The sequence below is a fragment of the uncultured Anaerotruncus sp. genome, from assembly GCF_902490045.1.
GTDB lineage: Bacteria > Bacillota > Clostridia > Oscillospirales > Ruminococcaceae > Anaerotruncus.
This window is the reverse complement of sequence record NZ_CABUCJ010000018.1, coordinates 1-23,788: the sequence shown is the minus strand read 5'-3', so window position 1 is coordinate 23,788 and position 23,788 is coordinate 1. Positions and strand designations below refer to the sequence as shown.

Sequence of the window (23,788 nt, the reverse complement as noted above, 5' to 3'; positions counted from 1 at the left end):
TGATTTTTAAGGAGGCGTTACCATGACGATTACTGAACGGGCCGCTTATATCAAAGGCCTGGCCGAGGGCCTCGGCATTGACGAGAGCACCAAGGAGGGCAAGGTCATCAAGGCCCTGATCGACGCGTTTGACGATATGGCGCTCACCGTGTCCGACCTCGAGGCGGAGCTCGACGAGCTCACCGAGCAGGTCGAGACGATCGACGAGGACCTCGGCTCCCTCGAGGAGGACTACTACGACCTCGACGACGAGTGCGACTGCGACGAGTGCGGCGCGGAGGACTTTGAGGACGGCGACATCTATGAGGTCTGCTGCCCGACCTGCGGCGACATCGTCTGCATCGATTCCGACATGCTGGAGGAGGGGCAGACCACCTGCCCGAACTGCGGCGAGTTGTTGGAGTTCGATCTTGAGGACGACGGGGAAGAAAGCGAAGAGTCCGGCAACGAAGACAAATAAAGGATATCCCGAACGGATTCCGTCGGAAGACACCCCGCCTCCCGCGGGGTGTTTTCACTGTTGACGATTTTTTGTCAATCTGTGCAGGATTTTCGACCGAAAAGATGCCAGCCGAAAGGATTTATGCCATTGTCGAGGGGAATACGGATAACGGGGCTTTTCATCGGGCTCCTGCTGCTTGCCGGCTGCGGCGGGCGGCAGGCCCCTGTGACGGGCACGTCGTTTCTCATGGATACCATTGTGGAATACAAGCTCTACGGGAAGAACGCGCAGGAGGCCAAGGACGCGATTGAGGCGGAGCTCGCGGGAATCGAGTCGCGCATGTCGATGTACCTGCCCGATTCGGAGGTCGGGCGGCTCAATGAAAACGCGGGGAGGGGGTACGTCCCCCTCTCGGAGGACACCTATGGGCTGCTCTCCCGCTGCGTGGAGTTCGGTGAGGCGTCGGGCGGCGCGTTCGACGTGACCGTGGCCCCGCTCACCGCCGAATGGGGGGTCACCTCCGGTCATCCGCAGGTGCCCTCCGGCGCGCGCATCGAAGAGCTGCGCGCCCTCGTCGGGTACCGGGACATTCTCTTAAATCCCGCGGACCGGTCGGCCATGCTGCGCCGCGAGGGGCAGGCGGTCGACGTCGGCGGCGTCGCCAAGGGCTACGCCTGCGACGCGGCACGCAGGGCCGCGCGGGAACACGGCGTCGAATCGGGCTACATTTCCATCGGCGGCAACATCATGGCGATGGGGGCGAAGCCGGACGGGGAGCCCCTGAAATTCGGAATACGCGATCCGCGCGGCGGCGGGAACGACTACATTGCGGTGGTGACGCTGTCCGACACGACGATGGCGACCTCGGGGGACTACGAACGCTATTTCGAGCGGGACGGGGTGCGCTACCACCACATCCTCGACCCCGCGACGGGCCGTCCGGCCGACACCGGGCTGATGTCCGTGTCGGTCGTCTCGCCCGACGGGGCGCTTGCCGACAGTATGTCGACCTGGCTGTTTATCAGGGGCAGGGACTACGTCCTTGAGAACCTCAACACGCTCGGCTGCGGGCTGGTCGTCATCGATCGGGAGCGCAACGTCTATGTCTCGGACGACCTTTTGGACCGGTTCACCCCCGCCGACCCGGGCGGGAGCTATCACTTCGAGGTGCCGTCATGAAACGGATGAAATACCGCGCGTCCAGGGTCGCCTTTTTGGGGCTGCTCTTCGCGCTGTCGGTCGTGCTGAGCCTCGTCGAATCGTCGCTCGCCCCGATGGTGCCGGTTCCCGGCGTCAAGCTGGGACTTTCCAACATCGTGACGATGTACTGCCTTTTCTGTCTCGGCTGGCGGGAGGCATACTCGCTGGCGGCGCTCAAGAGCCTTTTCGTGCTGCTGACGCGCGGGCCGGTCGGCGCGGCGATGAGCTTCGCCGGAGGGCTTGCGTCGGTGACGGCGATGCTGCTGCTGCGCGCGCTGCCCAAAAAGCCGAGCGAGCTTTTCACGAGCATCTGCGGCGGGCTCATGCACAATGCCGGGCAGCTTTTGATGGCGGTGCTCCTGCTGAACGGCGCGGTGCTCTACTACTTCCCGGTGCTCGCGCTGGGGGGCGTCGCGATGGGCGCGCTCACGGGACTGCTCCTGCGGCTGCTGAGCCCGCATTTCAACCGAATCTTCTTTTGACGCCCCGCCCGGACGCGGGACGCCGGATGATGATACCGCAACCCCCACCATAAAACTCAGAGGAGGAAATGGTAACATGAGTGTTTTGCAAAAGACACTGAAGGGCGCCAAGGTGGCGCACTTCAAAAACACGGAAAATTGCGAAAGCACCCCTATGCCGCTGCCGAAAGAAGTCTGTATTTCGATGTCGCAGCATATGGGCCCGCCCTGCAATCCCCTGGTCAAGAAGGGGGACGCCGTAAAGGTCGGGACGATGATCGGGGACAGCGATGCTTTTTTGAGCGCGCCGATCCATTCTAGCGTCTCGGGGACGGTCTCGGCGGTCGAGGAGATCGTGACGGCCACCGGCTCCCGGTGCCAGGTCGTGATCATCCAGACCGACGGGGAGCAGGCGGTCGATGAAGATATAAAGCCCCCCGAAATCGGGAACCATCCGGAATTCGTCAAGGCAATCCGGGCCTCCGGGCTGGTGGGGCTCGGCGGCGCGGGCTTCCCGACGCACATCAAGATGAACCCCAAAAACCTCTCGGAGGTCGACACGCTGGTGGTCAACGCCGCCGAGTGCGAGCCCTACATCACCTCCGACTACCGCACGATCATCGAGCGGCCGCAGGACATCCTCGACGGCATCGCGGCGATCAAAAAATACGTCGGGATCACCCAGGTCAAGATTGCGGTGGAGAACAACAAGCCCCAGGCGATCGAGATGCTGCGCCGCCTCACGAAGGACGACCCGTCGATCGAGGTGTGCAGCCTGCGGGCGATCTACCCCAAGGGCGCGGAGAAGGTCACCGCCTACGAGACGACCGGCCGCGTCATCAAGGAGGGGATGCTCCCGGCGGACGTGGGCGTCATCGTCGAGAACGTGACGACCACTGCCTTCATCGGCCAGTACCTGCGCACCGGCATGCCGCTCGTCACCAAGACGCTGACGGTCGACGGCGGCGCGGTTGCGGAGCCGAAAAACGTCGTCGCCCCCATCGGCGCGCATTTTTCCGATGTGATCGCCTTCTGCGGCGGCTACAAATGCACCCCCAAAAAGCTCATCATGGGCGGCCCGATGATGGGCACGCTCGTCTTCGACGATACATATCCCGTCCTGAAGAACAACAACGCCCTGCTCGCGTTCGATGAGAGCCAGACGGCGGTTTATGAGGAGCAGCCCTGCATCCGCTGCGGCCGGTGCATCCAGGCCTGCCCCTACCACCTGATGCCCCGCATGATTGAGAAGGCCTATGAATCGGACAACATCCCGATGCTCCAGAAGCTGAAGGTTTCGCTCTGCATGGAGTGCGGCTGCTGTTCGTTTGTCTGTCCGGCAAAGCGCAACCTGACCTTTACCAACAAAATGGCAAAGCAGAAGCTCCGGGCCGCGACGGCGAAGAAATAGGATAGGAGGGATTTGTTGTGGCTGTGAATACAGTGGAAACCCAGGCCCCGGCGGAGGAAAAGGCAAAGCTGATGATCACCCCCTCTCCGCACTTCCGGGACGATATCAATACCCGAAAGATCATGCTGACCGTGGCGACGGCGCTGCTGCCCGCGCTGGTCATGTCGGTCTTCTACTTTGGACTCCGCGCGCTGCTGCTGACGGCGGTATGCGTCGTCTCCTGTGTGGTGTTTGAATACCTCTTTGCAAAGGTCACCAAAAAGCCCGTGACGATCAGCGACTGCAGCGCGGTGGTCACCGGCGTCATCCTCGCCTTCAACGTGCCCGTCACGCTGCCCTATTGGATGGCGGTCTTCGGGTCGTTCATCGCGATCGTCGTGGTCAAATGCCTCTTCGGCGGCATCGGCTGCAACTTCGCCAACCCCGCCGCGACCGCGCGCATCTTTCTGCTCGTGTCGTTCGGCAACCAGATGACCCACTGGATCGCCCCGCACGCCGCGATCGACGCGGTCGCGACCGCGACCCCGCTCAAGCTGATCGCGGCGGGGCAGACGGACCAGCTTCCGTCGCTGTGGAACATGCTGATCGGCAACCGCGGCGGCTCGCTCGGCGAGACCTGCGCGCTCGCGCTCATCGTGGGCGGGCTCTACCTCATCTGGAACGGCGTCATCGGCTGGCAGATTCCCGTCACGCTGATCGGCAGCGTCTTTGTCTTCGCGCTGCTCTTCGGCCAGGACCCCTTCTACGCCGTGCTTTCGGGCGGCGTGATGATCGGCGCCTTCTTCATGGCGACCGACTACTCCACAAGCCCGGTCACCACCAAGGGCAAGGTGATCTTCGCAGCCGGCATCGGCTTTATCACGATGGTGATCCGCGTCTTCTGCAACTATCCGGAGGGCATGTCCTTCGCCATCCTGCTGATGAACATCCTCGTCCCGCACATCGACAGCCTCACGATCACAAAACCGTTCGGCGCTGTCTTTGAGCAGAAAAAACAGTAAGGGGGCGCAATGATGAAAGAACTTTTGAAACCGGTCGTCGTACTGACCGTGATCTGCGTCGTGGCCTCCGCGCTGCTGGGGCTCACCTACGACAAGACTGCCCCGCTCATCGCGCAGGCGGAGAAGGACGCCTCCGACGCCGCCATGCAGGCGGTGGTCCCCGGCTCCACCACCTTCACCGAGCTGCCCGCGTCGGGTCTGGAGAACGTCCTCATCGCCGCGAAGGACGACAGCGGCAACGGCTACGCCTTCAAGGTCAAGGACAAGGGCTTCGGCGGCGCGTATAACGTCATGGTCGGCATCGGCAACGACGGCAGGATCACCGGCGTGAAGCTGCTCGACAACTCCGAGACGCCGGGACTCGGCTCCAAGACGGGGGCGGACGCCTTCACCGGCCAGTTCCCGGGCAAGGACAAAAACCTTGAGGGCGTCGACGCCGTCACGGGCGCGACGATCTCCTCCAACGCATTTTTCCGGTGTGTCGACACCGCCTATCAGGCGTATGAAGCAGTAGGGGAGGGCGCTTAAATGAGCAATCCGAACAAACCCGGCAACTGGAGGGTCCTGACGAACGGCATCATCAAGGAGAACCCGACCCTGGTTCTCATCCTCGGCACCTGCCCGACGCTCGCCGTCACGACGATGGCGGTCAACGGCATCGGCATGGGTATCGCGGCGACGGTGGTCCTCATCTGCTCCAACATCGTCATCTCGCTGCTCAAAAACATCATCCCCGACAAGGTGCGCATCCCCTGCTACATCGTGGTCATCGCGAGCTTTGTCACCCTCGTGCAGTTCATCGTCAAGGCGTACGCGCCCGATCTCGACAAGGCGCTGGGCGTCTATCTGCCGCTCATCGTGGTCAACTGTATCATCCTCGGCCGCGCCGAGATGTTCGCCAACAAAAACACCGTTCTCGCCTCCGCCTGCGACGGCGTAGGCATGGGCATCGGCTTTACGCTGGCGCTCTTCGCGATGGGCTCCATCCGCGAAATCCTCGGCAACGGCACCTGGATGTCGGGCGCCGAATGGCTCGGCATCCAGAACGGCATCTCGCTGCACTGGGACAACCCGATCATCGTCTTCCTGCTCGCGCCGGGCGGCTTCCTCGTCTTCGGCGCGCTCATCGCGCTGGTCAACCACCTGACCCATGGCAAGGCGATTAAAAAGAAGGAGTTCGGCTGCGCAGGCTGCCCGTCCGCGGCCGCCTGCGCGGCGGTTCGGAAAGGAGGTGCTGACGAATGAAGGAATATCTGATTATTTTGGTCGGCGCCGTGCTCGTCAACAACTACGTGCTTGCGAAGTTCCTGGGCATCTGCCCCTTCCTCGGCGTCAGCAAAAAGCTCGACTCCGCGTTCGGCATGAGCGTCGCGGTCATATTCGTCATGGCGCTCGCCACGGCGGTCACCTGGCCGATCTACACCTACATCCTCGTGCCGAAGGGACTCTCCTACTTACAGACGATCGTCTTTATCCTGATCATCGCGGCGCTCGTGCAGTTTGTCGAGATCGCGCTCAAAAAGTATCTTCCCGCGCTCCATAAAGCGCTGGGCATCTACCTGCCGCTCATCACGACCAACTGCGCCGTGCTCGGCGTCACCATCCTCAACCTCGACGAGGGGTATACCTTCGGCCAGTCGCTGGTCAACGCGGTCGGCTCCGGCCTGGGCTTCCTGCTCGCCATGGTGCTCTTCTCGGGCGTGCGTTCCCGTGTGGACGCGGCGTCCGGCAGCACGCCCAAGGCGTTCCAGGGAATCCCGATCACACTGGTCGCGGCGGCGATTTGCTCGGTGAGCTTTATGGGCTTCAGCGGCATCGTCGACGGCCTGTTCAAATAAGGGGGGTGGGCTCTATGCTATATCCGGTAATCATCGTCGGCGGGATCGGGCTGCTGTCCGCGATCATCCTCGTCGTCGCCGCAAAGGTGATGGCGCTGCCCGCGGACGAACTGTTCGATAAGGTGCGCGCCGAGCTTCCGGGCGCGAACTGCGGCGCGTGCGGTTACGCCGGCTGCGACGACTACGCCAAGGCGGTCGCGCACGACGGCGCCAAAACCAACCTCTGCGTGCCGGGCGGCGACGCGGTCGGCCACAAGCTCAGCGAGGCGATGGGCGTCGCCTTCGAGGATGTGGAGGAGCAGTACGCCGTCGTGCGCTGCTCGGGCAACTGCTACGCCACCGACAGCATCATGGACTATGAGGGCAAGCAGAGCTGCGCGGCCTGCAACTTCTTCTACCAGGGCAAGGGGAGCTGTTCCCACGGCTGCCTCGGCTACGGCGACTGCATCGCGGTCTGCCAATACGGTGCGATCTCGATCGTGGACGGCATCGCCGTCATCGACAAGGCGGTCTGCGTGGGCTGCGGCATGTGCGCCAAGGCCTGCCCCAACCACCTGATCGCGGTCATCCCGGCTACGAGCACCGTCTATGTCGGCTGCTCGTCGCACGACAAGGGCGCGTTCACCCGCAAGGTGTGCAAGAACGGCTGCATTGGCTGCAAGAAATGCGAAAAGACCTGTGAGAACGGCGCGATCACCGTCACCGACAACCTCGCGTCGATCGATCCGCGCAAGTGCACCAGCTGCGGCGCCTGCGTGACCGCCTGCCCGACGGGCGCGATCGTCACCTGCGCCTCCCGCTGCGAGGCCATCGTCAGCGAATAAGAAAACGGAAAAGGCCGCCGCGTTCATCGAACGCGGCGGCCTTTTTATGTATGGGTTCAGTGTTCGGCCCAGTCGAGGCTGCGGCCGACGGCCTTTTCCCAGCCGCTGAGCAGCTTCTGGCGGGTGGCCTCCTCCATGTCGGGGTCAAAGTAGACGTCGCAGCTCCATAGCTTTTTGATTTCGGCCAGGTCCGTCCACACGCCGGTGGCGAGTCCCGCCAGGTAGGCCGCGCCGAGCGCGGTCGTCTCGCGGATCATCGGGCGGCGGACCCGCCTGCCGAGGATGTCCGCCTGGAACTGCATGAGGAAGCGGTCGCGGGAGGCACCGCCGTCGACGTTGAGCTCGGTGAGCTCGATACCGGTGTCCCGCTCCATCGCTTTCACGAGGTCGCAGCTCTGGTAGGCGATCGACTCCTGCGCCGCGCGGATGATATGTTCCCGCTTGGTGCCGCGGGTGATGCCAACGATGCAGCCGCGCGCGTACATATCCCAGTGGGGCGCTCCCAGCCCGGTGAAGGCGGGGACGAGGTAGACCCCGCCGGTGTCGGGCACCTTCTGCGCGTAGTATTCGGCGTCGCGGCTCTCGTTGATGAAGCGCATCTCGTCGCGGATCCACTGGATGACCGCGCCGCCCACGAAGACGCTGCCCTCAAGCGCGTACTGTACCTTCCCGTTCAGGCCGATGGCGATCGTGGTGAGCAGGCCGTTTTTGCTGACGCAGGGCGTTTCGCCCGTGTTCATGAGCAGGAAGCAGCCGGTGCCGTAGGTGTTCTTGGCCTCGCCGGGCGCAAAGCAGCACTGGCCGAAAAGCGCGGCCTGCTGGTCGCCCGCGATGCCCGCGATCGGAATCTGCACCCCCTGGACCGCGGCATAGCCGTAGATTTCACTGCACCCGCGCACCTCGGGGAGCATGGCGCGGGGAATGTCGAGCGCGTCGAGCAGCTTCTGATCCCAGTCGAGGGATTTGATGTTGTAGATCATCGTGCGGGAGGCGTTGGTGTAGTCGGTGACATGCACCGCGCCCTTGGTCAGCTTCCAGATAAGCCAGCTGTCCACCGTGCCGAAGAGGATTTCCCCCCGCCCGGCGCGTTCCCGCGCGCCCTCGACGTGGTCGAGAATCCATTTGATCTTGGTGCCCGAGAAATAGGCGTCGGGCACCAGACCGGTGGCCTCCCGGATGTAGCCGGAGAGCCCCCGCGCCGCCAAATCGTCGATGATGCCGGCCGTGCGGCGGCACTGCCAGACGATCGCGTTGTAGATCGGGCGGCCGGTGGCCCTGTCCCACAGGATGGTCGTCTCCCGCTGGTTGGTGATGCCGATGGCGGAGATCTCCCGGGCGTCCACGCCGCTCTGGGCGATAACCTCCATCATCACCGCGTACTGGGAGGAGTAGATCTCCATCGGGTCGTGCTCGACCCAGCCCTCCTTCGGATAAAACTGCGTGAACTCCTTCTGCGCCATGCCGACGATGTTCTGCTCCCGGTCGAAGAGGATCGCCCGCGAGCTCGTCGTGCCCTGGTCAAGCGCCAGCACATAGTTTCCCATTTTTGCCTCTCCTCTCACAGGTCGCGCGTGGCGATGAAGCGCACGCCCGTCCCGCACACATTTTCCACGACCACCTGCCCGGTATGGACGGGCGCGCGGAGGGTGACCTCGTCAAGGGCCTTCATCGCCTCGAAGATGAGGCGCTTCGGGATGGGGCCGTCGGTCCGGACCGGACAGCGGCGGTGCGCCGCCCCCTCGATGCGTACCGTCGAGGTGATCACCCTCGTCGGATTGGTCAGTTCCATTCTACCATATTCCTCGCCGCGTGGACAGCCCTGCCCGGTGACCCGGAAGCCGTTTTCCTCGTCCACATGCAGGCGGCATCCCTTCGGGCAGACGATACAGGTGAGTTCCGTCATGCTTTCGCCTCCTCGACCGAGATTTCCAGGCTCCCGGACGCGCGTTCAAGCAGCTTGCGGGGGAGCAGGATATGTTCCATTTCGCCGGGGGCGAGATGCTCGCGGGAAAAGCGCGCAATCTGCTCTCCGCCGGAGGTGACGCGGATAAGGCTTTGCCCGCACACCCGGTTGACCCGGAAAAAGACGTCGGCGCCCGTTTCCACCCGCCCGGCGCGGATTTTCTGCGGGACGGTGTAGGTGACGCCGTCCCCGTTTTTGAGTTCCAGCGCGTCCTCCGGGGAAGATACTGCGCCGAGCGCAAATTTTGCGGCGGCCCTGCCCGCCCGTTCGCTCTCGGCGGAGACGAAGTCCACGAGGTCGTGCACATGCACGACGTTGCCGCAGGCGAAGACCCCGGGCAGGGAGGTCTCCATATTCTCATAGACGACCGCGCCGTTCGTGCGCGGGTCGATGACGATGCCCGCCTGACGGGTGAGCTCATTTTCGGGGATCAGCCCGACCGAGAGAAGCACCGTGTCGCAGTCGAAAACCATCTCGGTGCCGGGGATGGGGACGCGCCGTTCGTCCACCTTGGAGACAACGACTTTTTCCACCCGGTCCCGCCCCTGGATGTCGGTGATCGTGTGGGAGAGATAGAGGGGGATGCCGTAGTCGTGCAGGCATTGGACGATGTTCCGGTTGAGGCCGCCCGAATAGGGCATGACCTCGACGCAGGCGAGCACTTTGGCCCCTTCCAGCGTCATGCGGCGCGCCATAATGAGGCCGATGTCGCCCGAGCCGAGGATGACGACACGCCTGCCGGGCATGTAGCCCTCCATATTGACATACCGCTGGGCCGCGCCCGCCGTAAAGATGCCCGCAGGACGGGAACCGGGGATGGAAATCGCGCCGCGGGTGCGTTCGCGGCAGCCCATCGCCAGCACAATGGCCCGCCCCCTGAGAATCTGGTAGCCCTCCGTTTTACTGACGGCGTGGAGCTCGCGTTCGGGCGTGAGGTCGAGCACCATCGTATCGAGCCGCACCTCCACCGAAGTGTCGGAGAGCATTTTGATGAACCGGTCCGCGTATTCGGGCCCGGTGAGTTCCTCCTTGAAGCGGTGGAGCCCGAAACCATTGTGGATGCACTGGTTGAGGATGCCGCCGAGCTCCTTGTCGCGCTCGAGGATGAGGATGCGGCTCAGCCCCGCCTCATAGGCGGCGCAGGCGGCGGCGAGCCCCGCGGGGCCGCCTCCGACGACAATCAGATCATACATGGCGGGGCCCTCCTTTCGTTTCTCCCGTCAGGATGACGGTGCCGGCGCGGTCCTGCAAAACTTCCGTCGGGTCGAGGCCGAGCTCACGGGAGAGCAGCTCGACGACGCGCGGCCCGCAGAAGCCCCCCTGGCACCGCCCCATGCCGGGGTTGCAGCGCCGCTTGACCGCGTCGACGGTGCGCGGCGGAATGGGGGAGTGGATCGCGTCAAGGATTTCCCCCTCGGTGATCGTCTCGCACCGGCAGATCACCCGGCCATAGGCGGGGTTTTCCCGGACGAGGTCCGCCTTTTCGGCGGGGGAGAGCTCCTTGAAGCGGACGCGCCTGCGCGTGTCGATGAAATCCGTTTTCTCCTCAAGGGGGAGGCCGAGGTCCCGCAGAAGGCCGGCCGCCATCCCCGCGATCGCCGGCGCGGCCGAAAGGCCGGGGGATTTGATGCCGGCCAGATCGATGAAGCCGGGCGCGTCCTGCGCCTCCGCGATGATGAAGTCGTCGGTATCCGCAGCGGCGCGCACCCCCGAGAAATTGCGGATGGAGGCGCGCAGGTCGACCGACGGCACCGATTTGCGCGCCATCTCCGCCACATGGGAAAGCCCCGCACGGGTGGTGGCGGTGTCGTCGCCGTCGGCGGGCGGTTCGTTGTTCGGCCCGACGATCAGGTTGCCGTGCACGGTCGGCGAGACGAGGGTGCCCTTGCCCGCCGCAGTGGGGCACTGGAAGATCACATGGTTTACGCGGCCCCCCTCGCTCTTGTCGAGCAGGTAATATTCGCCGCGGTCGGGAATGATGCGGAAGGAGGGAGCCGCGATCAGGTTGTGCACCTCGTCCGCGTGCACCCCCGCCGCGTTGAGGACGTACCGCGCCCTGTGGACGCCGCCCGGCGTCTTGAGCAGATATCCGCCGCCCTCAAGCGGGCGGATGGCGGTGACGGGGCTCTCCAGAAAGAGCTCCACGCCGTTACGGACGGCGGTTTCAATGAGCGCGAGCGCGTATTCCCACGGGCTTACGATCGCCGCGCCCGGCGCGTGCAGTGCGCCGACGGCCTGCGGGCTCACGTTGGGTTCGAGCGTGTGCAGCGCCTGAAAATCGAGCAACTCCACGCCGGGCACGCCGTTTTTAAGTCCCTGCCCATAGAGCGTTTGCAGCGTTTCCCGCTCCGCCTCCGAAAAGGCGAGCACGAGCGAGCCGCAGGCGCGATAGGGGACGTCGAGCTTTTGGCAGAGTTCTTTTGCCAGCCGGACTCCTTCGACGTTGAGCGCCGCCATCAGGGTGCCGGGGCGCGGATCATATCCGGCGTGAAGGATGGCGCTGTTCGCCTTGGTGGTGCCGTCCGACACGTCGTTTTCCTTTTCGAGCACCGCGACCGACAGCCGGTACTTCGAGAGCTCGTAGGCCGCTGCGGCGCCGACGATGCCGCAGCCGATGATTGCTACATCAAACATGGGAACCTCCTCTATCCGTTCATATAACATGTGAAAACTGCAAGCAAAAAGAGCAAAACAACAACAGCCCGGGTGGGCAGTCCTTGTTTCGCTCTCATACTCTCAAACGATTCCGGATTCTCTTTTCGGCTTTATTTTAACACAGTGGACTTTGGAAATCAAGCGGGTTGCCGCATTTATTTTTGAGGCTACATGAACCAGATATCCTTGCGGGTGGAAGAGATGGCCAGAGCGCCCGCCTCCAACGCGTTTATAATGTCCTCCTTGTCGGAGATCAGACCGCCTGAAATAATCGGCTTGTTCGTTGCAAGGGTGAGCTTACGGATAATTTTAGGCATTACGCCCGGAAGAATCTCCATGGCGTCGGCGTCTTCCAGCGGCATCTGCTTTTCGATGTTGTAAAGTGCGATGGAATCGAGAAGGAAAAACCGCTGCACCGTTAAAAGCCCCAGCAGTTTGGCGTGGCGGATTAGGGATGCTTTGGTGGAAAGCACGCCGTCCGTACGGGTCGTCCGGGCAATAAAGTCCACCGCCGCGTCCCGGATTGCCAAGCCGTCGATCAGGTCCACGTGGACCAGCACGGTTTTTCCCGCTTCTTTGAGCCGGTTTACAATTTCTCCAATGGTAAGCACCGTTCCGTAGAGAACGAATACGACCCTGCATTCGCTGCACAGGCATTGATCCAGGCCATCGTCATTTTTTACTGCCGCCACTACCGGATTTTCCATCAGCAGTTCAAGAAACTCTTTCCCGCACATAATACCGCCTCTTTTCACACAAAGGATAACGGAAAAGAGATTTCTTGTCAATCCGCAACTTGTGTGTGGTTTTTACAAATTTTTTAAAAATAATAGAGAGGAATTATAAGTTTTTCAAAAATTTTCTTGACAAGCCGTTTGTCTTCTTGTAGAATAAAGGCGGAAAATAGATATGGCGCAGAGTTTAAGAGTTGCGGCATGATGAACACCATGTGTTTGTCATGCCGTTTTAATTTGTCCTGAATGGGGAGGGCCCCACTGGAATAAATAAACCTGCTAGAGGAGGAAAAGAAATGACAGAGCAGTCCGGCGGTATGAAAAAGAATTGGGCCATACGGCTCCTGTGCATCAGTTTGGCACTTGTGCTGATCAGCTGCATTGGGGCTTCCCTGCTGCAAACTGATTTTGGGAATGTGGAAGTCACAAAAATCAAAATCCCGACCGACAATGGGAAGTGGGTTTCGGGAAATCTATTCCGTCCCAAAGCTGCTTCGGCCGAGAATAAGGTGCCGCTCGTCATCACCAGCCACGGCTATCTCAACAACAACCAGATGCAGGATATCACGGCCATCGAGCTCTCCCGGCGGGGAATTGCCGTCATCGCCATGGACGCCTATTTCCATGGCGATTCCAGCCCCTCAAACTATGGATATAACGACACAACCATTGTCGAGGGCATGGGGATGATCCCCCTGGTGGAATTTGCCTATACCAGTCTTGACTATGTGGACAATACGAAAATCGGTGTTACAGGACATTCGATGGGCGGCAGCAATACGTGGAACACCGCGCGCTATTATGGCCGCCTGTATAACGAGGCCATTGCAGCCGCCCGGGATCCCTCTTCAGACGGCGGCGCGGATATCACCCCCGCCGAGCAGGCGGCCGCCGACGCGGTCAATAAGGTCGCCGCGGCTTTTCCAGTCTCGCAGATTCGTGCTTCCACCGAGGAGTCCATGCAGGAGATTCAGTGCAACTTCGGTTCAAACTTTGGCTTTTTCGATGAAGGCGCATACCGGTGCGTCAATGGAAATGGAGATTTGCACAATGCGCCGGAGGCAATGTATATTATCAATTCGGTCCTGCCGGAGGGCCAGAAGCTGGACTCCGTCGTAGAAATTGGAAAGATGTACGGAGATCCTTCCAATGGAACGTTGCGCGTCGTCTACAATCCGAAAGAAATCCATCCGTGGCAGCATTTTTCCGTTCAGAGCTCACGACACATGACGGATTTCTTTACCGCAGCATTTCAGATGGAAAATCCCATCCCCTCGGCCAACCAGCTCTGGCTCATGAAGGAGCTGTTCAACCTGCTGGGCCTTATAGCCGCCTTCATGCTGATTGTCCCGCTGGCGACCCTGTTGCTGAAAGTCCCTGCTTTTGCTTCTCTCAAGACACCTGTCCCGGCGAAGCTCCCCGCGCTTTCCGACCGGAAGAGCAAGCTCTTTTTCTGGGGCAGCTGGATTCTCAGCTGGGTTATTTCCTGGCTTTCCTTTATTCCCATCGGTAAGCTGGACCAGTATATTTTCCCTGCGACAACGAACCGTGAGGTCAGCAGCTGGTTCCCGCAGCCAACCACCAACTTTATCTTGCTGTGGGCCGTCTTCAACGGGCTCGTGGGGCTGCTGCTCTTCTGGCTTACCTACCGGGTCAGAGGCCGCAATAACGGCGTGTCTTCCGAGATGTGGGGAATCAAGACCAGCCTGCGCGAGTTCCTTAAAACGTTGGCGCTTGCAGTCTGCATTTTTATTGGATTCTACGCGACGGTCATGTTCTCTGACTACTTCTTCCATACGGATTTTCGAATTTGGACGTTAGATATCCGGGCGTTTACGGCAGATAAGCTGTATGTGGCGCTGCAGTACTGGCCGCTGTTTTTCATCTTCTATGCGGCGAACTCGATCGCCGTCAACAGTGCCAACCGTGTGGAAGGGCAGAAGGAGTGGTTCAACCTGCTGATCTGCGGGCTCGGAAATTCTCTGGGCGTGATCATTTTAAACGTTATCCAGTATGGGACGGTGTTCATGACCGGCGTTCCTCATTGGCAGGCCGACTGGCTGCGTCCGCTGGTTATCGTTCCGCTGATCGTCCAGCTGTTTGTGGCTGCATATATCAGCCGGTATCTCTTCAAAGCTACCGGAAAGGTCTGGTTGGGCGCGATGGTCAATACAATGATTATCGTTATGATGGGCGTTGCCAACACCGCCACTTTTCTGCCGCTGAGATAATTGTGCCGACCACGGGAAGCTTGTATGGTGACTTCCCATGATCTGGCGGCGATCGTGCACGAAATATTGACGCGATATAGAGAAACAAGCGTACGGGAAACCGTACGCTTGTTTTCTGTCGGAACCGCTGCGGGCGAACTGCAAAGAATCCTGTTCCGTCAGGAGGATGCCGCCAGCGGCAGACGCAATACCAGCTCCTCGAGCGTCAGGGCGGTGAGTCCTGCGAGATAGTCCTCCCGGCAATCGGGGCAGTAGAGCAGGAGCGGACGGAGCGGGCTGGAAAGCCCCGGCTGGGTGTTCAGCCGGTCGAGCGCGTACCGGAGCCATGCCGCGTCGAACAGGCTCCCGCCGACAACGACGAGCTCAGGGTTGGTGACACAGTTGACAATGGAGACGACGCGGGAGACAACGTCGAGGCAGTCCTCCCGGGAGGAAACGCGGGGAAGCAGGTCGTTGAGGGTCTGTCCGCATCCCATCGGCAGGAACCCGAGCTCCCCGGCGAACTGCTTTGCGCCGTGGACGACCTGCCCATTGGCGATGACGCCCGCGCCCGCGCTCTCCCGGTCAAAATGGATGTAGGCCATATTGAAGCCCCCGGGAGTACACGAGGGGTGTTCCCGGTGGTAACGGTTCATATAGCCGAGGGCGGTTGCGTTGAGGTCGTTTTCCAGCACGAGCGGAAAGGGGAAGGCGGAACGCACCCGCGCCCCTAGATCGTTCGGGACCAGGGTATCCAGTTCGCTGCCGATATAGGCGCGCCCGTTTTCCACAATGCCGGGCACGCCGAGTCCGATTGCGCGGACGTCCCAGCGGGAACGGCAGTCCGCGATCAGGCGGAGCACCGCCTCCGCCGTATCACTGCCCTCGAGGGGTGTGAAGCTGTCCACAACGACTTCCCCGGTCAGGCCGGTGATCCGGTAGTCGATCCGCCCACCGGCGCAGTAGAGCGCGAGCGTCAGATTACGCGACGAATTGAGGGCGTACCGCTGGGCCCGCCGCCCGCCGCTCGACCGGTCGAGCGCGCCCGCGACGATCTCGCCGCCCGCTTCGAGCTCCTCAAAGAGGTTGCGGATGGTGGTCGCGCTGAGGTTCGTCTCGCCGGCCACCTCCGCCCGCGTCGCCGAGCCCAGGCGGATCAGCGTCCGGTAGAGCAGGGTGGTGTTCATCCGCTTCATCAGTTCCGGCTTTCCGGTCACTCCGGTCATCCCGCTTCCTCCAGACTGCAATGCTTTTTGCGCAGTTCCCCAAGCAGAGCTTCTTCCCGCCCGCCGGACCCGGCCGAACCCAGCCGGATAGCGGGCTTGATTTTACCGTGGAAGTCGCTGCCGCAGCTGACCGCGAGGCCGAGCGCATCCGCCTGCCGGAGATAGAAGCCGGTCTGCGCGGGGGTATGGTAGCTGCTGTAGGCCTCGAGTCCCGCTACGCCGCAGCGCACGATGCTTTGCAGCAGGGCGGTATCCTCATGGATGTTGTTGCCTGGGTGGGCGAGCACCGGAAGTCCGCCCGCTTCGCGCACCAGCGCGACCGCCTCCGTGAGGGAGGGGAAGCGGATGGGGATGTAGGCGGGCTTTCCCTGCGCACAGAAATCCCAGTAGAAGTTGACATAGGGGTTGTCGGAGCGCGCCCCGCCCGGCCGATAGGGGGAGAGAAGGGGGTTATCCACGTTTTCCGGCATGGCGAGCGCGACCTCCGCGAGCATCTCGCCGGTGACGGCGCCGTTTTCGGAAAGCGCCATCACAGCCGTCCGATCCAAAGCGATCCCACAGGCGCGAACCAGTTCGATCCGCCGCTCGGCGGCGGACTGCTCCTGCGAGAGGACCGATTTTTCGGCCCGCGCGAAACCGGGATGGGCGGGATCGATCCAGTAGCCGAGCAGGTGCAGGTCGACGCCCTTATGGGTACAGTCGAGCTCGACCGCGGGGACGACCTCGACGCCCAGCGCACGCCCGGCTTCGAGCATCGCGGGGACGCCCCGCGTCGTGTTGTGGTCCGCCAGCGCGGCGACGCGGATTCCCGCCCGCCGGCAGAGGAGCGCCAGTTCCTCCGGAGGAAACTCCCCGTCGTCGCTGAAGGAGGAGTGGAGATGCAGGTCGAGCCAGCTCATAGGATTGCCTCCAATACTTTAGACAGATACTTTTAAAAGATTATAATTTAACTATAGGACATCAGGGACCAAATGTCAATAGGGGGGTGTAAATTCCCGGTGGATGGTCTATAATCAGGGAAAGGAGGGGATGGCATGGAACGTCTCTGGTGTGTGCTGGCCGGATATCTTTTCGGATCCGTTCTGACCGCCGACCTGCTCATCTTCTGCCGGACGGGCGGGCGGCGCGCGGAGGGGTTCGGCAATCCCGGTATGGCAAACGTCTCCTCCCGGCTTGGGGCGAGAAGCGGGTTCATCGTGCTCGCGGGGGATATCCTCAAGACGGCGGCGGCCTGCGCCCTCTGTCGGCTGTGGCTCTTCCCCGGGATGGGGCGGACGGCGGTGCTCTACGCCGGGCTCGGCGCGGTGATCGGACATTGCTGGCCGGTGTGGAACGGCTTTCGCGGCGGTAAGGGCGTGGCGGTTGCCGCCGCGGCGTCGATTCTTTTTTCGCCCCCCGTCGGAGTCGCGAGCTATCTGCTCGGCGCTGCGGCAGTGCTGGCGACGGGCTATCTCGCTGTGGGTTCCGCTGCGATTGCGGTGAGCCTTCCGCTCTTGACGGCGCTTTTCGGCCTGGGGCGGGAGGCGGCTGCCGTGACCGCCGTGATCGGCGGGATCATGCTGCTGCGGCACGGCGGAAACTTTGCCCGGATGCGCGCGGGGACGGAACGCCGGACCTCGTTGGCGGCGCGGCTGAAAACCTTTATGAAGCGAAAATTTTTTCACTGAGAAAGGAGCGCCGGGACCGGCGCTCCTTCGTATATCGGCGCGGAATCCGCGCACCCTAATGCGGGGTGAACGCGGATGGAAAAACTCAAGGAATACGCCGCCGTCTGCACGGTCGGCTCGGTGGGCTACAGCGCGATCGAAGTGCTCTGGCGGGGCTTTACCCACTGGACGATGGCGCTGACCGGGGGCGTCGGCTTTTTGCTGCTCTACCTGACCGACCTGCGCATGGCGGGGCGGTCGACGCTGCAAAAATGCGCGGCGGGCAGCCTGGTGCTCACTGCGGTGGAGTTCGTCGCCGGATGCATCATCAACAGGGGATGCCGGCTCGGCGTCTGGGACTATTCCCGCCGCCGGGGCAATCTGCTGGGGCAGATCTGCCCCCTGTACAGCGCGCTCTGGTTTTTGCTCTGCATCCCGGTGCTCCCGCTGAGCCGCGCCCTGCGCGAACGGCTCTGCCAGGGCGGGAGCGGCCGGAGAATCGAGACCACCTGACGAAAAAGAAGGCCGCCGTGCAGCGCACGGCGGCCTTCTTCAGCCTTCTTCGGGCCCGCGGGACGCGCCGAGGTCGCGCAGCTTTTCCAGCGGCGACTTTCTGGCGGCCTCCCCGGGAAATACCTTTGCGGCCGCCTCCCGGTAGAAGACGCCCAGCTCGCCGAGATAGTGCTCATGCCACGGCTTGCCCTTGCCGCAGTAGTGGATGACGGCGGTGTTCTCCCGCACCCATTTGAGGTCGACCTTGCCGAGGGTCGCCACCTTGACGGTGTTGAAATAACGCGCGTCGAAGTTGTAGACGCGCGGGTCGAGCAGGACGGTACGGTCGTGGTAGAGCGCGTTGAGCACGTCCTGATCGGGGAGGATGAGCTTTTCCCGGTGGGTGCGGATGAACTCCGTCACCTCATCGCAGTCCTGACCGGCGCGCAGCGCGTCCAGGTTCATGAGCAACACCCCGGAATTGAAGTATTCGCTCTCCTCCGGCATATCGAGGCGCAGCTTGTACTCCACCTGCGAGACGGGATTGATCGACCGCGCGGCCGCGAAGTAGTTTTCCCCCAGCTCCATTCCGTAAAGCGGGGCGAGCGGGCGGTTGACGATCATGTCCGGGTCGAGGTAGAGGGCGCGCCCGAGGGTCCCGGGCAGCAGGCGCGCCGAAAAGATGCGGTAATACATCTCCTTGGGAAAATGGAAGAGCACCGGCGCGTCCGCCATGAAGTCCTCCGGGACGCGCACGTCGAAGAGGCGGAGCCGCCCGTCGGGGAGGACGGAACGGGCAAAGGAAAACGCCTCCGGGGAGAGGGAGGCGTGCAGGACGTAGACGTCCGCGTCCTCCCCGGGATTCGCGTCGAGCAGGCTGCGCAGCATCACGCAGAGCGGCCGCAGATAGTTGGCGTTGAGTGAAACGACGATGTTCATCGGCTGCCTCCGAAATCAAATAAGGATGAAAATATTATAATCCCCGTATCGCTTCTTCGCAATACGGGGATTATGAACGATTTCCATCAGCCGAGATTCTGGATGGTGAAGCCTCCGCGGAACTCGTCTGCGGTCAGCCTGACCTGGTAGGCGCCGGACACGGGAAGCGCGAAGGTCTGGCTTCCGCTCTCCTCGGAGAGGTCATAGCCTTCGAAACAGATCGTGCCGTCCGGGCCGGTGATCCGCATGTCCAGCGTGCCGCTTTCGGTCGAGACGTCGACCTGTGCCGTCGTGGGGTCGGAAATGGGCAGATCGAAATAGTAGCTGTGTGCGGTCATGCCGTCGGCCGTGTAGACGATGCGGTCGGGCCACTCGTCGGTGAAGCCCTCGCCGGCACTCAGACCCAGCGGAGAGAAGGCGTCCTCATCGGGAAGGGCGTCCCATTCTGACGCTTCCTCGTCCTCCTCGTGCCAATCCGCCTCCACCCGGCGCGCCAGCTCGTCCAGGTCCATGTTGAGCTGGTACCGGTCGTAGAGATCGAGGCCGAAATCGGCCTCCTCGCCGTCGCAGCGGATCGTGAGATTACGGATGTCGAGGCCCAGGGGGTCCAGCTTCGAGAGGATTTTCCGGCAGTCCTTTGCAAAGGACTCTTTATCGCGGTAGGGGCCGTTCAGGTTGAGGTGCAGGTAGACGCGCGCGTCCCCGGCAAGCTCGTCGTAGCTCATGTCCGGTGTGTACTGCCTGTAGTAGGGGAGCTCGGCATTCACGTACATCTGCCCGATCAGGTCCCGTTCGTCGACCAGGGTTTCGGAGATCCGCCCACGGAGCTGGATGTGGAAGTCGTCCCGCACCTGCATGGCGGGCGGGCCGAAGTAGTTCCAGGCGGCGGGCACGGCGGCGAGACAACCGCCCGCGATGATGAGCACAAAGCAGACGAAGCCGCTGAGCAGGTCGTATTTGAGCTTCTGACCCTTGTGGGCGAAGTAGTTGTAGAGAATTTCGACGCCGAGAAACACAAAGATGAGAGGGGAGAGCTTAAAGACGAAGACCAGGTCGAGGGAGGGCCTGAACATTGCGGCCAGCGCCACGATGCCGGTGACGATGAGCGCGAAGCCCATCGTCATGGTCCCCACCCGGCGGACCGGCTCCTCCCGCCTGCGGGAGGGTTCCGGCGCGGGGGAATCCGTTTTCGGGGCGCCGCCCCGCGCGGACTCCTCCTCGGGGATTTCCCGGGACTCGATGCGTTCTTCGTTACTCATTGGAATCCCCCCTGTACTCGACAAATTCTTCCTCCGGCTGCACAGGGCGTTTTTTGCCCTTGACGAGGTGGATGCCGAAGAAGATGATCGCGACCGCGACGACGACCGACGGGATGCGGTTGAGGATGTTGCGGAGGTACCAGCTTTCATACCCCATCGTTTCCGCAAAGTAGTAGATCAGCGGGGAGACGAAGCTCGAGAAAATCGCCCAGCCGCCGATGAAGATCAGCCCGCCGCCGATGAGGACGTGGCGCTTTTCCAGCAGGGGGCGCAGGCCGTTGAAGACGGACCCGTCGATCCGCAGGGAAAAGGCGCGGTCCTGCTCAAGGCGCTCCTCCCAGGAGAGCTGCCGGATGTTGAAGGTGTCAAAGAAGGAATAACACCAGACGATCGGCTGGAGCCAGTAGAGAAACTCAAACTGGAAAAACCAGGCGGCGGCGAAGACGCCCCAGAAGGCGCACATGACCGCGAGCCCTTTTTTCATCATCCCCAGGTACATTTCACCCGCGCCGGGGATAAAGGCGAAGCAGAAGGTGAAGAAGCTATTCTTTTTCATGTTGGGAACCCCTCTCAATTTTCAAACTGTGGAGAATTTTATCCAGTGTTTCCGACAGGTTGTCGGTAAATTGCGTCGTCCGTTCGCTGAAGCTCGCCGCGCCGTTTGCCAGCGCGTCAAGGATTTTGCCGTGGTCGTTCTGGACGTCGACGTTGAAAAGGCCGATGTTCCAGAACATGATCGCAAAGCAGGCCGCGGCGGCCGCCGTCGCGTATTTGTTGACAAAGATCTTGCGGGCCCGTTCGCGGATGCGCCGGAAGACCGGCGGCGCGACCGGCTCGGGGGGAGAGAGCAGCGCGGAGCCGTCTAGAAGGGCGGCGTACCGCTCTACACAGCGGTCGCAGAAGGAGAGGTGCTCGGAAATTTCCAGCCGTTCCATCTCGTCGAGCGGCTCGTCGCGCAGCAATGCGCCGAACGCGTCGTCCGTCAGGTGTCCGTTTTGGTCAAACAGTTCTTTCATCGTTGCACCCCCTCCTTTACAAGTAGTTCCTGGAGCTTGCTTCGCGCCCGGTAGAGCTGCGTCTGCACCGTCTTTTTCGGCCGGCGCAGGGTTTCGGCGATCTCCTCGATGGTTTTTTCCTCGAGGAAGAAGAGCACCGAAACCTTTTGGTAAGGCTCTTTGAGGTTGAGGATCGCCTGCCGGATCACGCCGGTTCCCTCGTCGGTTATGTACAGCCGTTCGGGAGAATTTTCGGCGCGGACGAGGTCCATTTCGCTCATGTCCTCGGAAAGGCAGACGCGCCGGTTGTAAGCGCTCTTGAGGTAGTCCTTGGCCTTGTTGGTGGCGATGCGCGCGAGCCAGGCCTTCAAATTGTCCTCCGTAACGGTGTCGATGTGGGCGTATGCGGAGACAAAGGCGTCCTGCGCGAGGTTCTGCGCCTCGTGGTAGTCGCGCACGAGCTGGTAACAGATGGTAAAGACCAGCTTTTCGTACTGTTCCACCATTTCCTGAAATTTTTCGTTTGTCATCCGGTTCTGCCTCACCACCTCAATTGCCTTACACCCATCAAACGATGCTGCGCGGCGTTTGTCTTCAAACAGCATACACGTTTTTTACATTTTTGTCGATTGGAAAATCCGCGCGCCCCTTCTGCCAAATTGACCCGCCGCGCCCGCTGTGGTATGATTGGCAGGACAGGGGGGATTTTCATGCGGAAGATGCTGGCGCTCGATCTGGACGGCACGACCTTCGGGGTGCGCACCGAGCTTTCGGAGGCGAACCGGCGCGCCCTGCTTGCCGCAAAGGAGGCGGGAACGGCCGTCTGCTTTGTAACGGGGCGGAAATCGGTGGAGCCGATCTCCCACCTGTGCGGACTGGCCGACTATTTCGTCCTCAATAACGGCGGCACGGTGGTGGCCGCGCCGGGCATGGAGCAGCTCTACACCACGCTGGTGGAGCGTTCGGACATGCTGCGGCTTATCGACTTCTGCCTCGCGCACGATTCCGCCATCCTCCACCTCATCTCGGGCGATTACTGGGGAGTAAACCGCATCACGCCGGGGGTGCTCCGGCAGCAGGAGGAATTTGAGGGCACGCCGGTCGTCTACCGCGGCGCGGGCGACCTGCCCTTTGAGACGCTCGACGGCTTCGTCGTGAGCGAAAACTACGGTCCGGTGCGGGACTTCATCGAGCGGGAGGGACTGCGGCTCACCTGCGCGGTGACCAACGCCACCTCGATGGACGTGATGCCGCAGGGGGTCAACAAATGGCGCGGCACGGCTTATGTCGCCGCGCGCGAGGGGATCGCGCGGGAAAATATCGTGGCGGCGGGCAACTATTATAATGATCTTGAGCTGATTCGGGGCGCGGGGGTGGGCGTCGCGGTGCGCAACGCGCCGGAGGAGGTGCGCGCGCAGGCCGACTATGTGACTGAGCGCACCCATCTGGAGGACGCGGTCGCCGAGATTGTGGAGAGGTTCATCCTGTGAGCGGCAGCCGGGACGCGGAAAAGCCCTACCGCCGCGCCTACATCGAAATCACCAACGTCTGCAACCTGAACTGCGCCTTCTGCCCCGGAACGCGGCGCGCCCCGCGCTTTCTGTCCCCGGAGGAATTTGCGCTGCTCGCGCGCGCCGTCAAGCCCCACACCGATTATGTCTGCCTGCACCTGATGGGGGAGCCGCTCCTGCATCCCGCGCTCGGGCGCATCCTCGAAATCTGCGGGGAAGAGGGCCTGCGGGCCAACCTCACGACGAACGGGACGCTGCTGGAGGATGTAAAGGATATCCTCTTGTCGGCGCCCGCGCTGCGGAAGCTCTCCGTTTCGCTCCACAGCTTCGAGGCCAACGGGGACGGCCCGCCGCTCGGAGACTATCTCTCACGGGTGCTGCCGGTCGTGCGGCGGGCGCGGGAGGCGGGGATCATCTGTGAGCTGCGCCTCTGGAACGGCGGCGGCGCGCGACGCCTGAACGGGCTGGTCTGCCGCGCGGTCGAACGGGAATTCGGCATCCCCGTGGGGGAGCCGCCGGACGGGGTCTGCGACCGCAAGCTCGCGGAGAAGCTGCACCTTGTAACCGCGCCGGCCTTCGACTGGCCGGATATGGCCCTGCCCGCCGGGGATGGCCGTGTGTCCTGCCTCGGGATGCGGGACCATTTCGGCATCCTCGCGGACGGGACGGTGGTGCCCTGCTGCCTCGACAGCGAGGGGACGATCGCGCTGGGCAACGCCTTTGAGCGGCCGCTCGGGGAGATTCTCGCGTCCCCCCGCGCCCGAGCGGTTGCGGACGGGTTTTCCCGGCGCGAGGCCGTGGAGGAACTTTGCAGGCGCTGCGGCTACGCGCGCCGCTTTTGACAGGAGGATTGTAATGGAATTTTCAGCGGAAGCGGTCCGGCGGTGTCTGCCCGCCGGCCATACGCCGCCCGTATCCTATTACGAAGAGCTCGGCTCGACGAACATCGAGGCCCGGCGGCTCGCCCGGGAGGGCGCGCCG

At 62.3% G+C, this 23,788-nt stretch carries 26 protein-coding genes; 14 read left to right on the top strand and 12 right to left on the bottom strand.

Features of this window, described 5'->3' with window-relative positions; all coding sequences use genetic code 11:
- Positions 1–22 precede the first annotated feature (22 nt).
- The 9 genes from RDM88_RS03590 to RDM88_RS03550 all read left to right on the top strand — a co-directional run bounded on the left by RDM88_RS03590 (position 23) and on the right by RDM88_RS03550 (position 7,177).
- A complete protein-coding gene (locus RDM88_RS03590) occupies positions 23–460 on the top strand; it encodes a CD1247 N-terminal domain-containing protein (protein WP_308753314.1) in 438 nt (145 codons plus the stop codon).
- A gap of 129 nt (positions 461–589) precedes the next feature.
- Entirely contained in the window at positions 590–1,621 is a 1,032-nt protein-coding gene (locus RDM88_RS03585; protein ID WP_308753309.1) for an FAD:protein FMN transferase, read from the top strand.
- Positions 1,618–2,124: a Gx transporter family protein gene (locus tag RDM88_RS03580; protein ID WP_308753303.1), complete on the top strand. Its 507-nt coding sequence runs from the start codon at positions 1,618–1,620 to the stop codon at positions 2,122–2,124. The genes RDM88_RS03585 and RDM88_RS03580 overlap by 4 nt, the downstream gene beginning before the upstream one ends.
- Positions 2,125–2,200: 76 nt before the next feature.
- The gene (gene rsxC / locus RDM88_RS03575) at positions 2,201–3,514 is read left to right on the top strand and encodes an electron transport complex subunit RsxC (RefSeq protein WP_308753301.1); all 1,314 of its coding nucleotides are present in this window, start codon (positions 2,201–2,203) and stop codon (positions 3,512–3,514) included.
- 71 nt (positions 3,515–3,585) lie between these two features.
- Positions 3,586–4,515 carry an RnfABCDGE type electron transport complex subunit D gene (locus RDM88_RS03570; RefSeq protein WP_308753333.1) on the top strand — a complete coding sequence of 310 codons (930 nt, stop codon included), beginning with the start codon at positions 3,586–3,588 and terminating at the stop codon, positions 4,513–4,515.
- Between the two features lie 12 nt (positions 4,516–4,527).
- Complete coding sequence (locus tag RDM88_RS03565; RefSeq protein WP_308753299.1) at positions 4,528–5,043, top strand: RnfABCDGE type electron transport complex subunit G; 516 nt, start codon at positions 4,528–4,530, stop codon at positions 5,041–5,043.
- Positions 5,044–5,760: an electron transport complex subunit E gene (locus RDM88_RS03560; RefSeq protein WP_308753297.1), complete on the top strand. Its 717-nt coding sequence runs from the start codon at positions 5,044–5,046 to the stop codon at positions 5,758–5,760. It begins immediately after the preceding gene.
- Positions 5,757–6,353 (top strand): electron transport complex protein RnfA, encoded by a 597-nt coding sequence (locus tag RDM88_RS03555; protein ID WP_308753295.1) that lies wholly within the window; start codon positions 5,757–5,759, stop codon positions 6,351–6,353. Before RDM88_RS03560 ends, RDM88_RS03555 begins: the two co-directional genes overlap by 4 nt.
- A 14-nt stretch (positions 6,354–6,367) precedes the next feature.
- Complete coding sequence (locus tag RDM88_RS03550) at positions 6,368–7,177, top strand: RnfABCDGE type electron transport complex subunit B (protein ID WP_308753294.1); 810 nt, start codon at positions 6,368–6,370, stop codon at positions 7,175–7,177.
- 56 nt (positions 7,178–7,233) lie between these two features.
- On the opposite strand, the gene glpK is transcribed toward RDM88_RS03550, so the two are convergent.
- From glpK to RDM88_RS03525, 5 genes are all read right to left on the bottom strand, one after another.
- Entirely contained in the window at positions 7,234–8,721 is a 1,488-nt protein-coding gene (gene glpK, locus RDM88_RS03545; protein WP_308753292.1) for a glycerol kinase GlpK, read from the bottom strand.
- 14 nt (positions 8,722–8,735) lie between these two features.
- On the bottom strand, positions 8,736–9,080 hold the full coding sequence (locus RDM88_RS03540) for a DUF1667 domain-containing protein (protein ID WP_308753291.1): 345 nt from the start codon (positions 9,078–9,080) through the stop codon (positions 8,736–8,738).
- Positions 9,077–10,333 carry an FAD-dependent oxidoreductase gene (locus tag RDM88_RS03535; protein ID WP_308753289.1) on the bottom strand — a complete coding sequence of 419 codons (1,257 nt, stop codon included), beginning with the start codon at positions 10,331–10,333 and terminating at the stop codon, positions 9,077–9,079. Before RDM88_RS03535 ends, RDM88_RS03540 begins: the two co-directional genes overlap by 4 nt.
- Positions 10,326–11,774 carry an NAD(P)/FAD-dependent oxidoreductase gene (locus RDM88_RS03530; protein WP_308753287.1) on the bottom strand — a complete coding sequence of 483 codons (1,449 nt, stop codon included), beginning with the start codon at positions 11,772–11,774 and terminating at the stop codon, positions 10,326–10,328. The genes RDM88_RS03535 and RDM88_RS03530 overlap by 8 nt, the downstream gene beginning before the upstream one ends.
- A 188-nt stretch (positions 11,775–11,962) precedes the next feature.
- Positions 11,963–12,532 carry a glycerol-3-phosphate responsive antiterminator gene (locus RDM88_RS03525; protein ID WP_308753285.1) on the bottom strand — a complete coding sequence of 190 codons (570 nt, stop codon included), beginning with the start codon at positions 12,530–12,532 and terminating at the stop codon, positions 11,963–11,965.
- Between the two features lie 293 nt (positions 12,533–12,825).
- Between RDM88_RS03525 and RDM88_RS03520 the strand changes: the two genes are divergently transcribed.
- Complete coding sequence (locus RDM88_RS03520; protein WP_308753283.1) at positions 12,826–14,760, top strand: alpha/beta fold hydrolase; 1,935 nt, start codon at positions 12,826–12,828, stop codon at positions 14,758–14,760.
- A 158-nt stretch (positions 14,761–14,918) separates the two neighbouring features.
- On the opposite strand, the gene RDM88_RS03515 is transcribed toward RDM88_RS03520, so the two are convergent.
- Both RDM88_RS03515 and RDM88_RS03510 read right to left on the bottom strand, forming a co-directional pair.
- Positions 14,919–15,965, bottom strand: a complete 1,047-nt coding sequence (locus RDM88_RS03515; protein WP_308753281.1) for an ROK family protein — start codon at positions 15,963–15,965, stop codon at positions 14,919–14,921.
- Positions 15,962–16,864, bottom strand: a complete 903-nt coding sequence (locus RDM88_RS03510) for a PHP domain-containing protein (RefSeq protein WP_308753279.1) — start codon at positions 16,862–16,864, stop codon at positions 15,962–15,964. Before RDM88_RS03510 ends, RDM88_RS03515 begins: the two co-directional genes overlap by 4 nt.
- A gap of 135 nt (positions 16,865–16,999) precedes the next feature.
- On the opposite strand from RDM88_RS03510, the gene RDM88_RS03505 reads away from it, so the two are divergent.
- On the top strand, positions 17,000–17,632 hold the full coding sequence (locus tag RDM88_RS03505) for a glycerol-3-phosphate acyltransferase (protein WP_308753277.1): 633 nt from the start codon (positions 17,000–17,002) through the stop codon (positions 17,630–17,632).
- A 75-nt stretch (positions 17,633–17,707) separates the two neighbouring features.
- On the top strand, positions 17,708–18,124 hold the full coding sequence (locus RDM88_RS03500; RefSeq protein ID WP_308753276.1) for a hypothetical protein: 417 nt from the start codon (positions 17,708–17,710) through the stop codon (positions 18,122–18,124).
- Between the two features lie 39 nt (positions 18,125–18,163).
- Here the strand turns inward: RDM88_RS03500 and RDM88_RS03495 are convergent, their stop codons facing one another.
- The 5 genes from RDM88_RS03495 to RDM88_RS03475 all read right to left on the bottom strand — a co-directional run bounded on the left by RDM88_RS03495 (position 18,164) and on the right by RDM88_RS03475 (position 21,826).
- Positions 18,164–19,042: a glycosyltransferase family 8 protein gene (locus RDM88_RS03495; RefSeq protein ID WP_308753274.1), complete on the bottom strand. Its 879-nt coding sequence runs from the start codon at positions 19,040–19,042 to the stop codon at positions 18,164–18,166.
- 86 nt (positions 19,043–19,128) lie between these two features.
- Positions 19,129–20,301, bottom strand: coding sequence for a hypothetical protein (locus RDM88_RS03490; protein ID WP_308753272.1), 1,173 nt, complete (start codon positions 20,299–20,301; stop codon positions 19,129–19,131).
- Complete coding sequence (locus RDM88_RS03485; protein ID WP_308753270.1) at positions 20,294–20,857, bottom strand: hypothetical protein; 564 nt, start codon at positions 20,855–20,857, stop codon at positions 20,294–20,296. Before RDM88_RS03485 ends, RDM88_RS03490 begins: the two co-directional genes overlap by 8 nt.
- Positions 20,844–21,317: a hypothetical protein gene (locus tag RDM88_RS03480; RefSeq protein WP_308753268.1), complete on the bottom strand. Its 474-nt coding sequence runs from the start codon at positions 21,315–21,317 to the stop codon at positions 20,844–20,846. The genes RDM88_RS03485 and RDM88_RS03480 overlap by 14 nt, the downstream gene beginning before the upstream one ends.
- Entirely contained in the window at positions 21,314–21,826 is a 513-nt protein-coding gene (locus RDM88_RS03475) for a sigma-70 family RNA polymerase sigma factor (protein WP_308753266.1), read from the bottom strand. The genes RDM88_RS03480 and RDM88_RS03475 overlap by 4 nt, the downstream gene beginning before the upstream one ends.
- Before the next feature lie 180 nt (positions 21,827–22,006).
- On the opposite strand from RDM88_RS03475, the gene RDM88_RS03470 reads away from it, so the two are divergent.
- Together RDM88_RS03470 and RDM88_RS03465 are read left to right on the top strand one after the other, a co-directional pair.
- Positions 22,007–22,786, top strand: coding sequence for an HAD family hydrolase (locus RDM88_RS03470; RefSeq protein WP_308753264.1), 780 nt, complete (start codon positions 22,007–22,009; stop codon positions 22,784–22,786).
- Positions 22,783–23,649, top strand: a complete 867-nt coding sequence (locus RDM88_RS03465; RefSeq protein ID WP_308753262.1) for a radical SAM protein — start codon at positions 22,783–22,785, stop codon at positions 23,647–23,649. Before RDM88_RS03470 ends, RDM88_RS03465 begins: the two co-directional genes overlap by 4 nt.
- Positions 23,650–23,788 lie beyond the last annotated feature (139 nt).

Bases quoted from the DNA above. Each gene is read 5' to 3' on its own strand.
- RDM88_RS03525 (WP_308753285.1), bottom strand. From the start codon at position 12,532: ATGTGCGGGAAAGAGTTTCTTGAACTGCTGATGGAAAATCCGGTAGTG.
- RDM88_RS03475 (WP_308753266.1), bottom strand. From the start codon at position 21,826: ATGACAAACGAAAAATTTCAGGAAATGGTGGAACAGTACGAAAAGCTG.
- RDM88_RS03530 (WP_308753287.1), bottom strand. From the start codon at position 11,774: ATGTTTGATGTAGCAATCATCGGCTGCGGCATCGTCGGCGCCGCAGCG.
- RDM88_RS03570 (WP_308753333.1), top strand. From the start codon at position 3,586: ATGATCACCCCCTCTCCGCACTTCCGGGACGATATCAATACCCGAAAG.
- RDM88_RS03555 (WP_308753295.1), top strand. From the start codon at position 5,757: ATGAAGGAATATCTGATTATTTTGGTCGGCGCCGTGCTCGTCAACAAC.
- rsxC (WP_308753301.1), top strand. From the start codon at position 2,201: ATGAGTGTTTTGCAAAAGACACTGAAGGGCGCCAAGGTGGCGCACTTC.
- RDM88_RS03500 (WP_308753276.1), top strand. From the start codon at position 17,708: ATGGAAAAACTCAAGGAATACGCCGCCGTCTGCACGGTCGGCTCGGTG.
- RDM88_RS03470 (WP_308753264.1), top strand. From the start codon at position 22,007: ATGCGGAAGATGCTGGCGCTCGATCTGGACGGCACGACCTTCGGGGTG.
- RDM88_RS03505 (WP_308753277.1), top strand. From the start codon at position 17,000: ATGGAACGTCTCTGGTGTGTGCTGGCCGGATATCTTTTCGGATCCGTT.
- RDM88_RS03480 (WP_308753268.1), bottom strand. From the start codon at position 21,317: ATGAAAGAACTGTTTGACCAAAACGGACACCTGACGGACGACGCGTTC.
- RDM88_RS03565 (WP_308753299.1), top strand. From the start codon at position 4,528: ATGAAAGAACTTTTGAAACCGGTCGTCGTACTGACCGTGATCTGCGTC.
- RDM88_RS03490 (WP_308753272.1), bottom strand. From the start codon at position 20,301: ATGAGTAACGAAGAACGCATCGAGTCCCGGGAAATCCCCGAGGAGGAG.
- RDM88_RS03590 (WP_308753314.1), top strand. From the start codon at position 23: ATGACGATTACTGAACGGGCCGCTTATATCAAAGGCCTGGCCGAGGGC.
- RDM88_RS03510 (WP_308753279.1), bottom strand. From the start codon at position 16,864: ATGAGCTGGCTCGACCTGCATCTCCACTCCTCCTTCAGCGACGACGGG.
- RDM88_RS03580 (WP_308753303.1), top strand. From the start codon at position 1,618: ATGAAACGGATGAAATACCGCGCGTCCAGGGTCGCCTTTTTGGGGCTG.
- glpK (WP_308753292.1), bottom strand. From the start codon at position 8,721: ATGGGAAACTATGTGCTGGCGCTTGACCAGGGCACGACGAGCTCGCGG.
- RDM88_RS03515 (WP_308753281.1), bottom strand. From the start codon at position 15,965: ATGACCGGAGTGACCGGAAAGCCGGAACTGATGAAGCGGATGAACACC.
- RDM88_RS03535 (WP_308753289.1), bottom strand. From the start codon at position 10,333: ATGTATGATCTGATTGTCGTCGGAGGCGGCCCCGCGGGGCTCGCCGCC.
- RDM88_RS03495 (WP_308753274.1), bottom strand. From the start codon at position 19,042: ATGAACATCGTCGTTTCACTCAACGCCAACTATCTGCGGCCGCTCTGC.
- RDM88_RS03485 (WP_308753270.1), bottom strand. From the start codon at position 20,857: ATGAAAAAGAATAGCTTCTTCACCTTCTGCTTCGCCTTTATCCCCGGC.
- RDM88_RS03550 (WP_308753294.1), top strand. From the start codon at position 6,368: ATGCTATATCCGGTAATCATCGTCGGCGGGATCGGGCTGCTGTCCGCG.
- RDM88_RS03520 (WP_308753283.1), top strand. From the start codon at position 12,826: ATGACAGAGCAGTCCGGCGGTATGAAAAAGAATTGGGCCATACGGCTC.
- RDM88_RS03540 (WP_308753291.1), bottom strand. From the start codon at position 9,080: ATGACGGAACTCACCTGTATCGTCTGCCCGAAGGGATGCCGCCTGCAT.
- RDM88_RS03560 (WP_308753297.1), top strand. From the start codon at position 5,044: ATGAGCAATCCGAACAAACCCGGCAACTGGAGGGTCCTGACGAACGGC.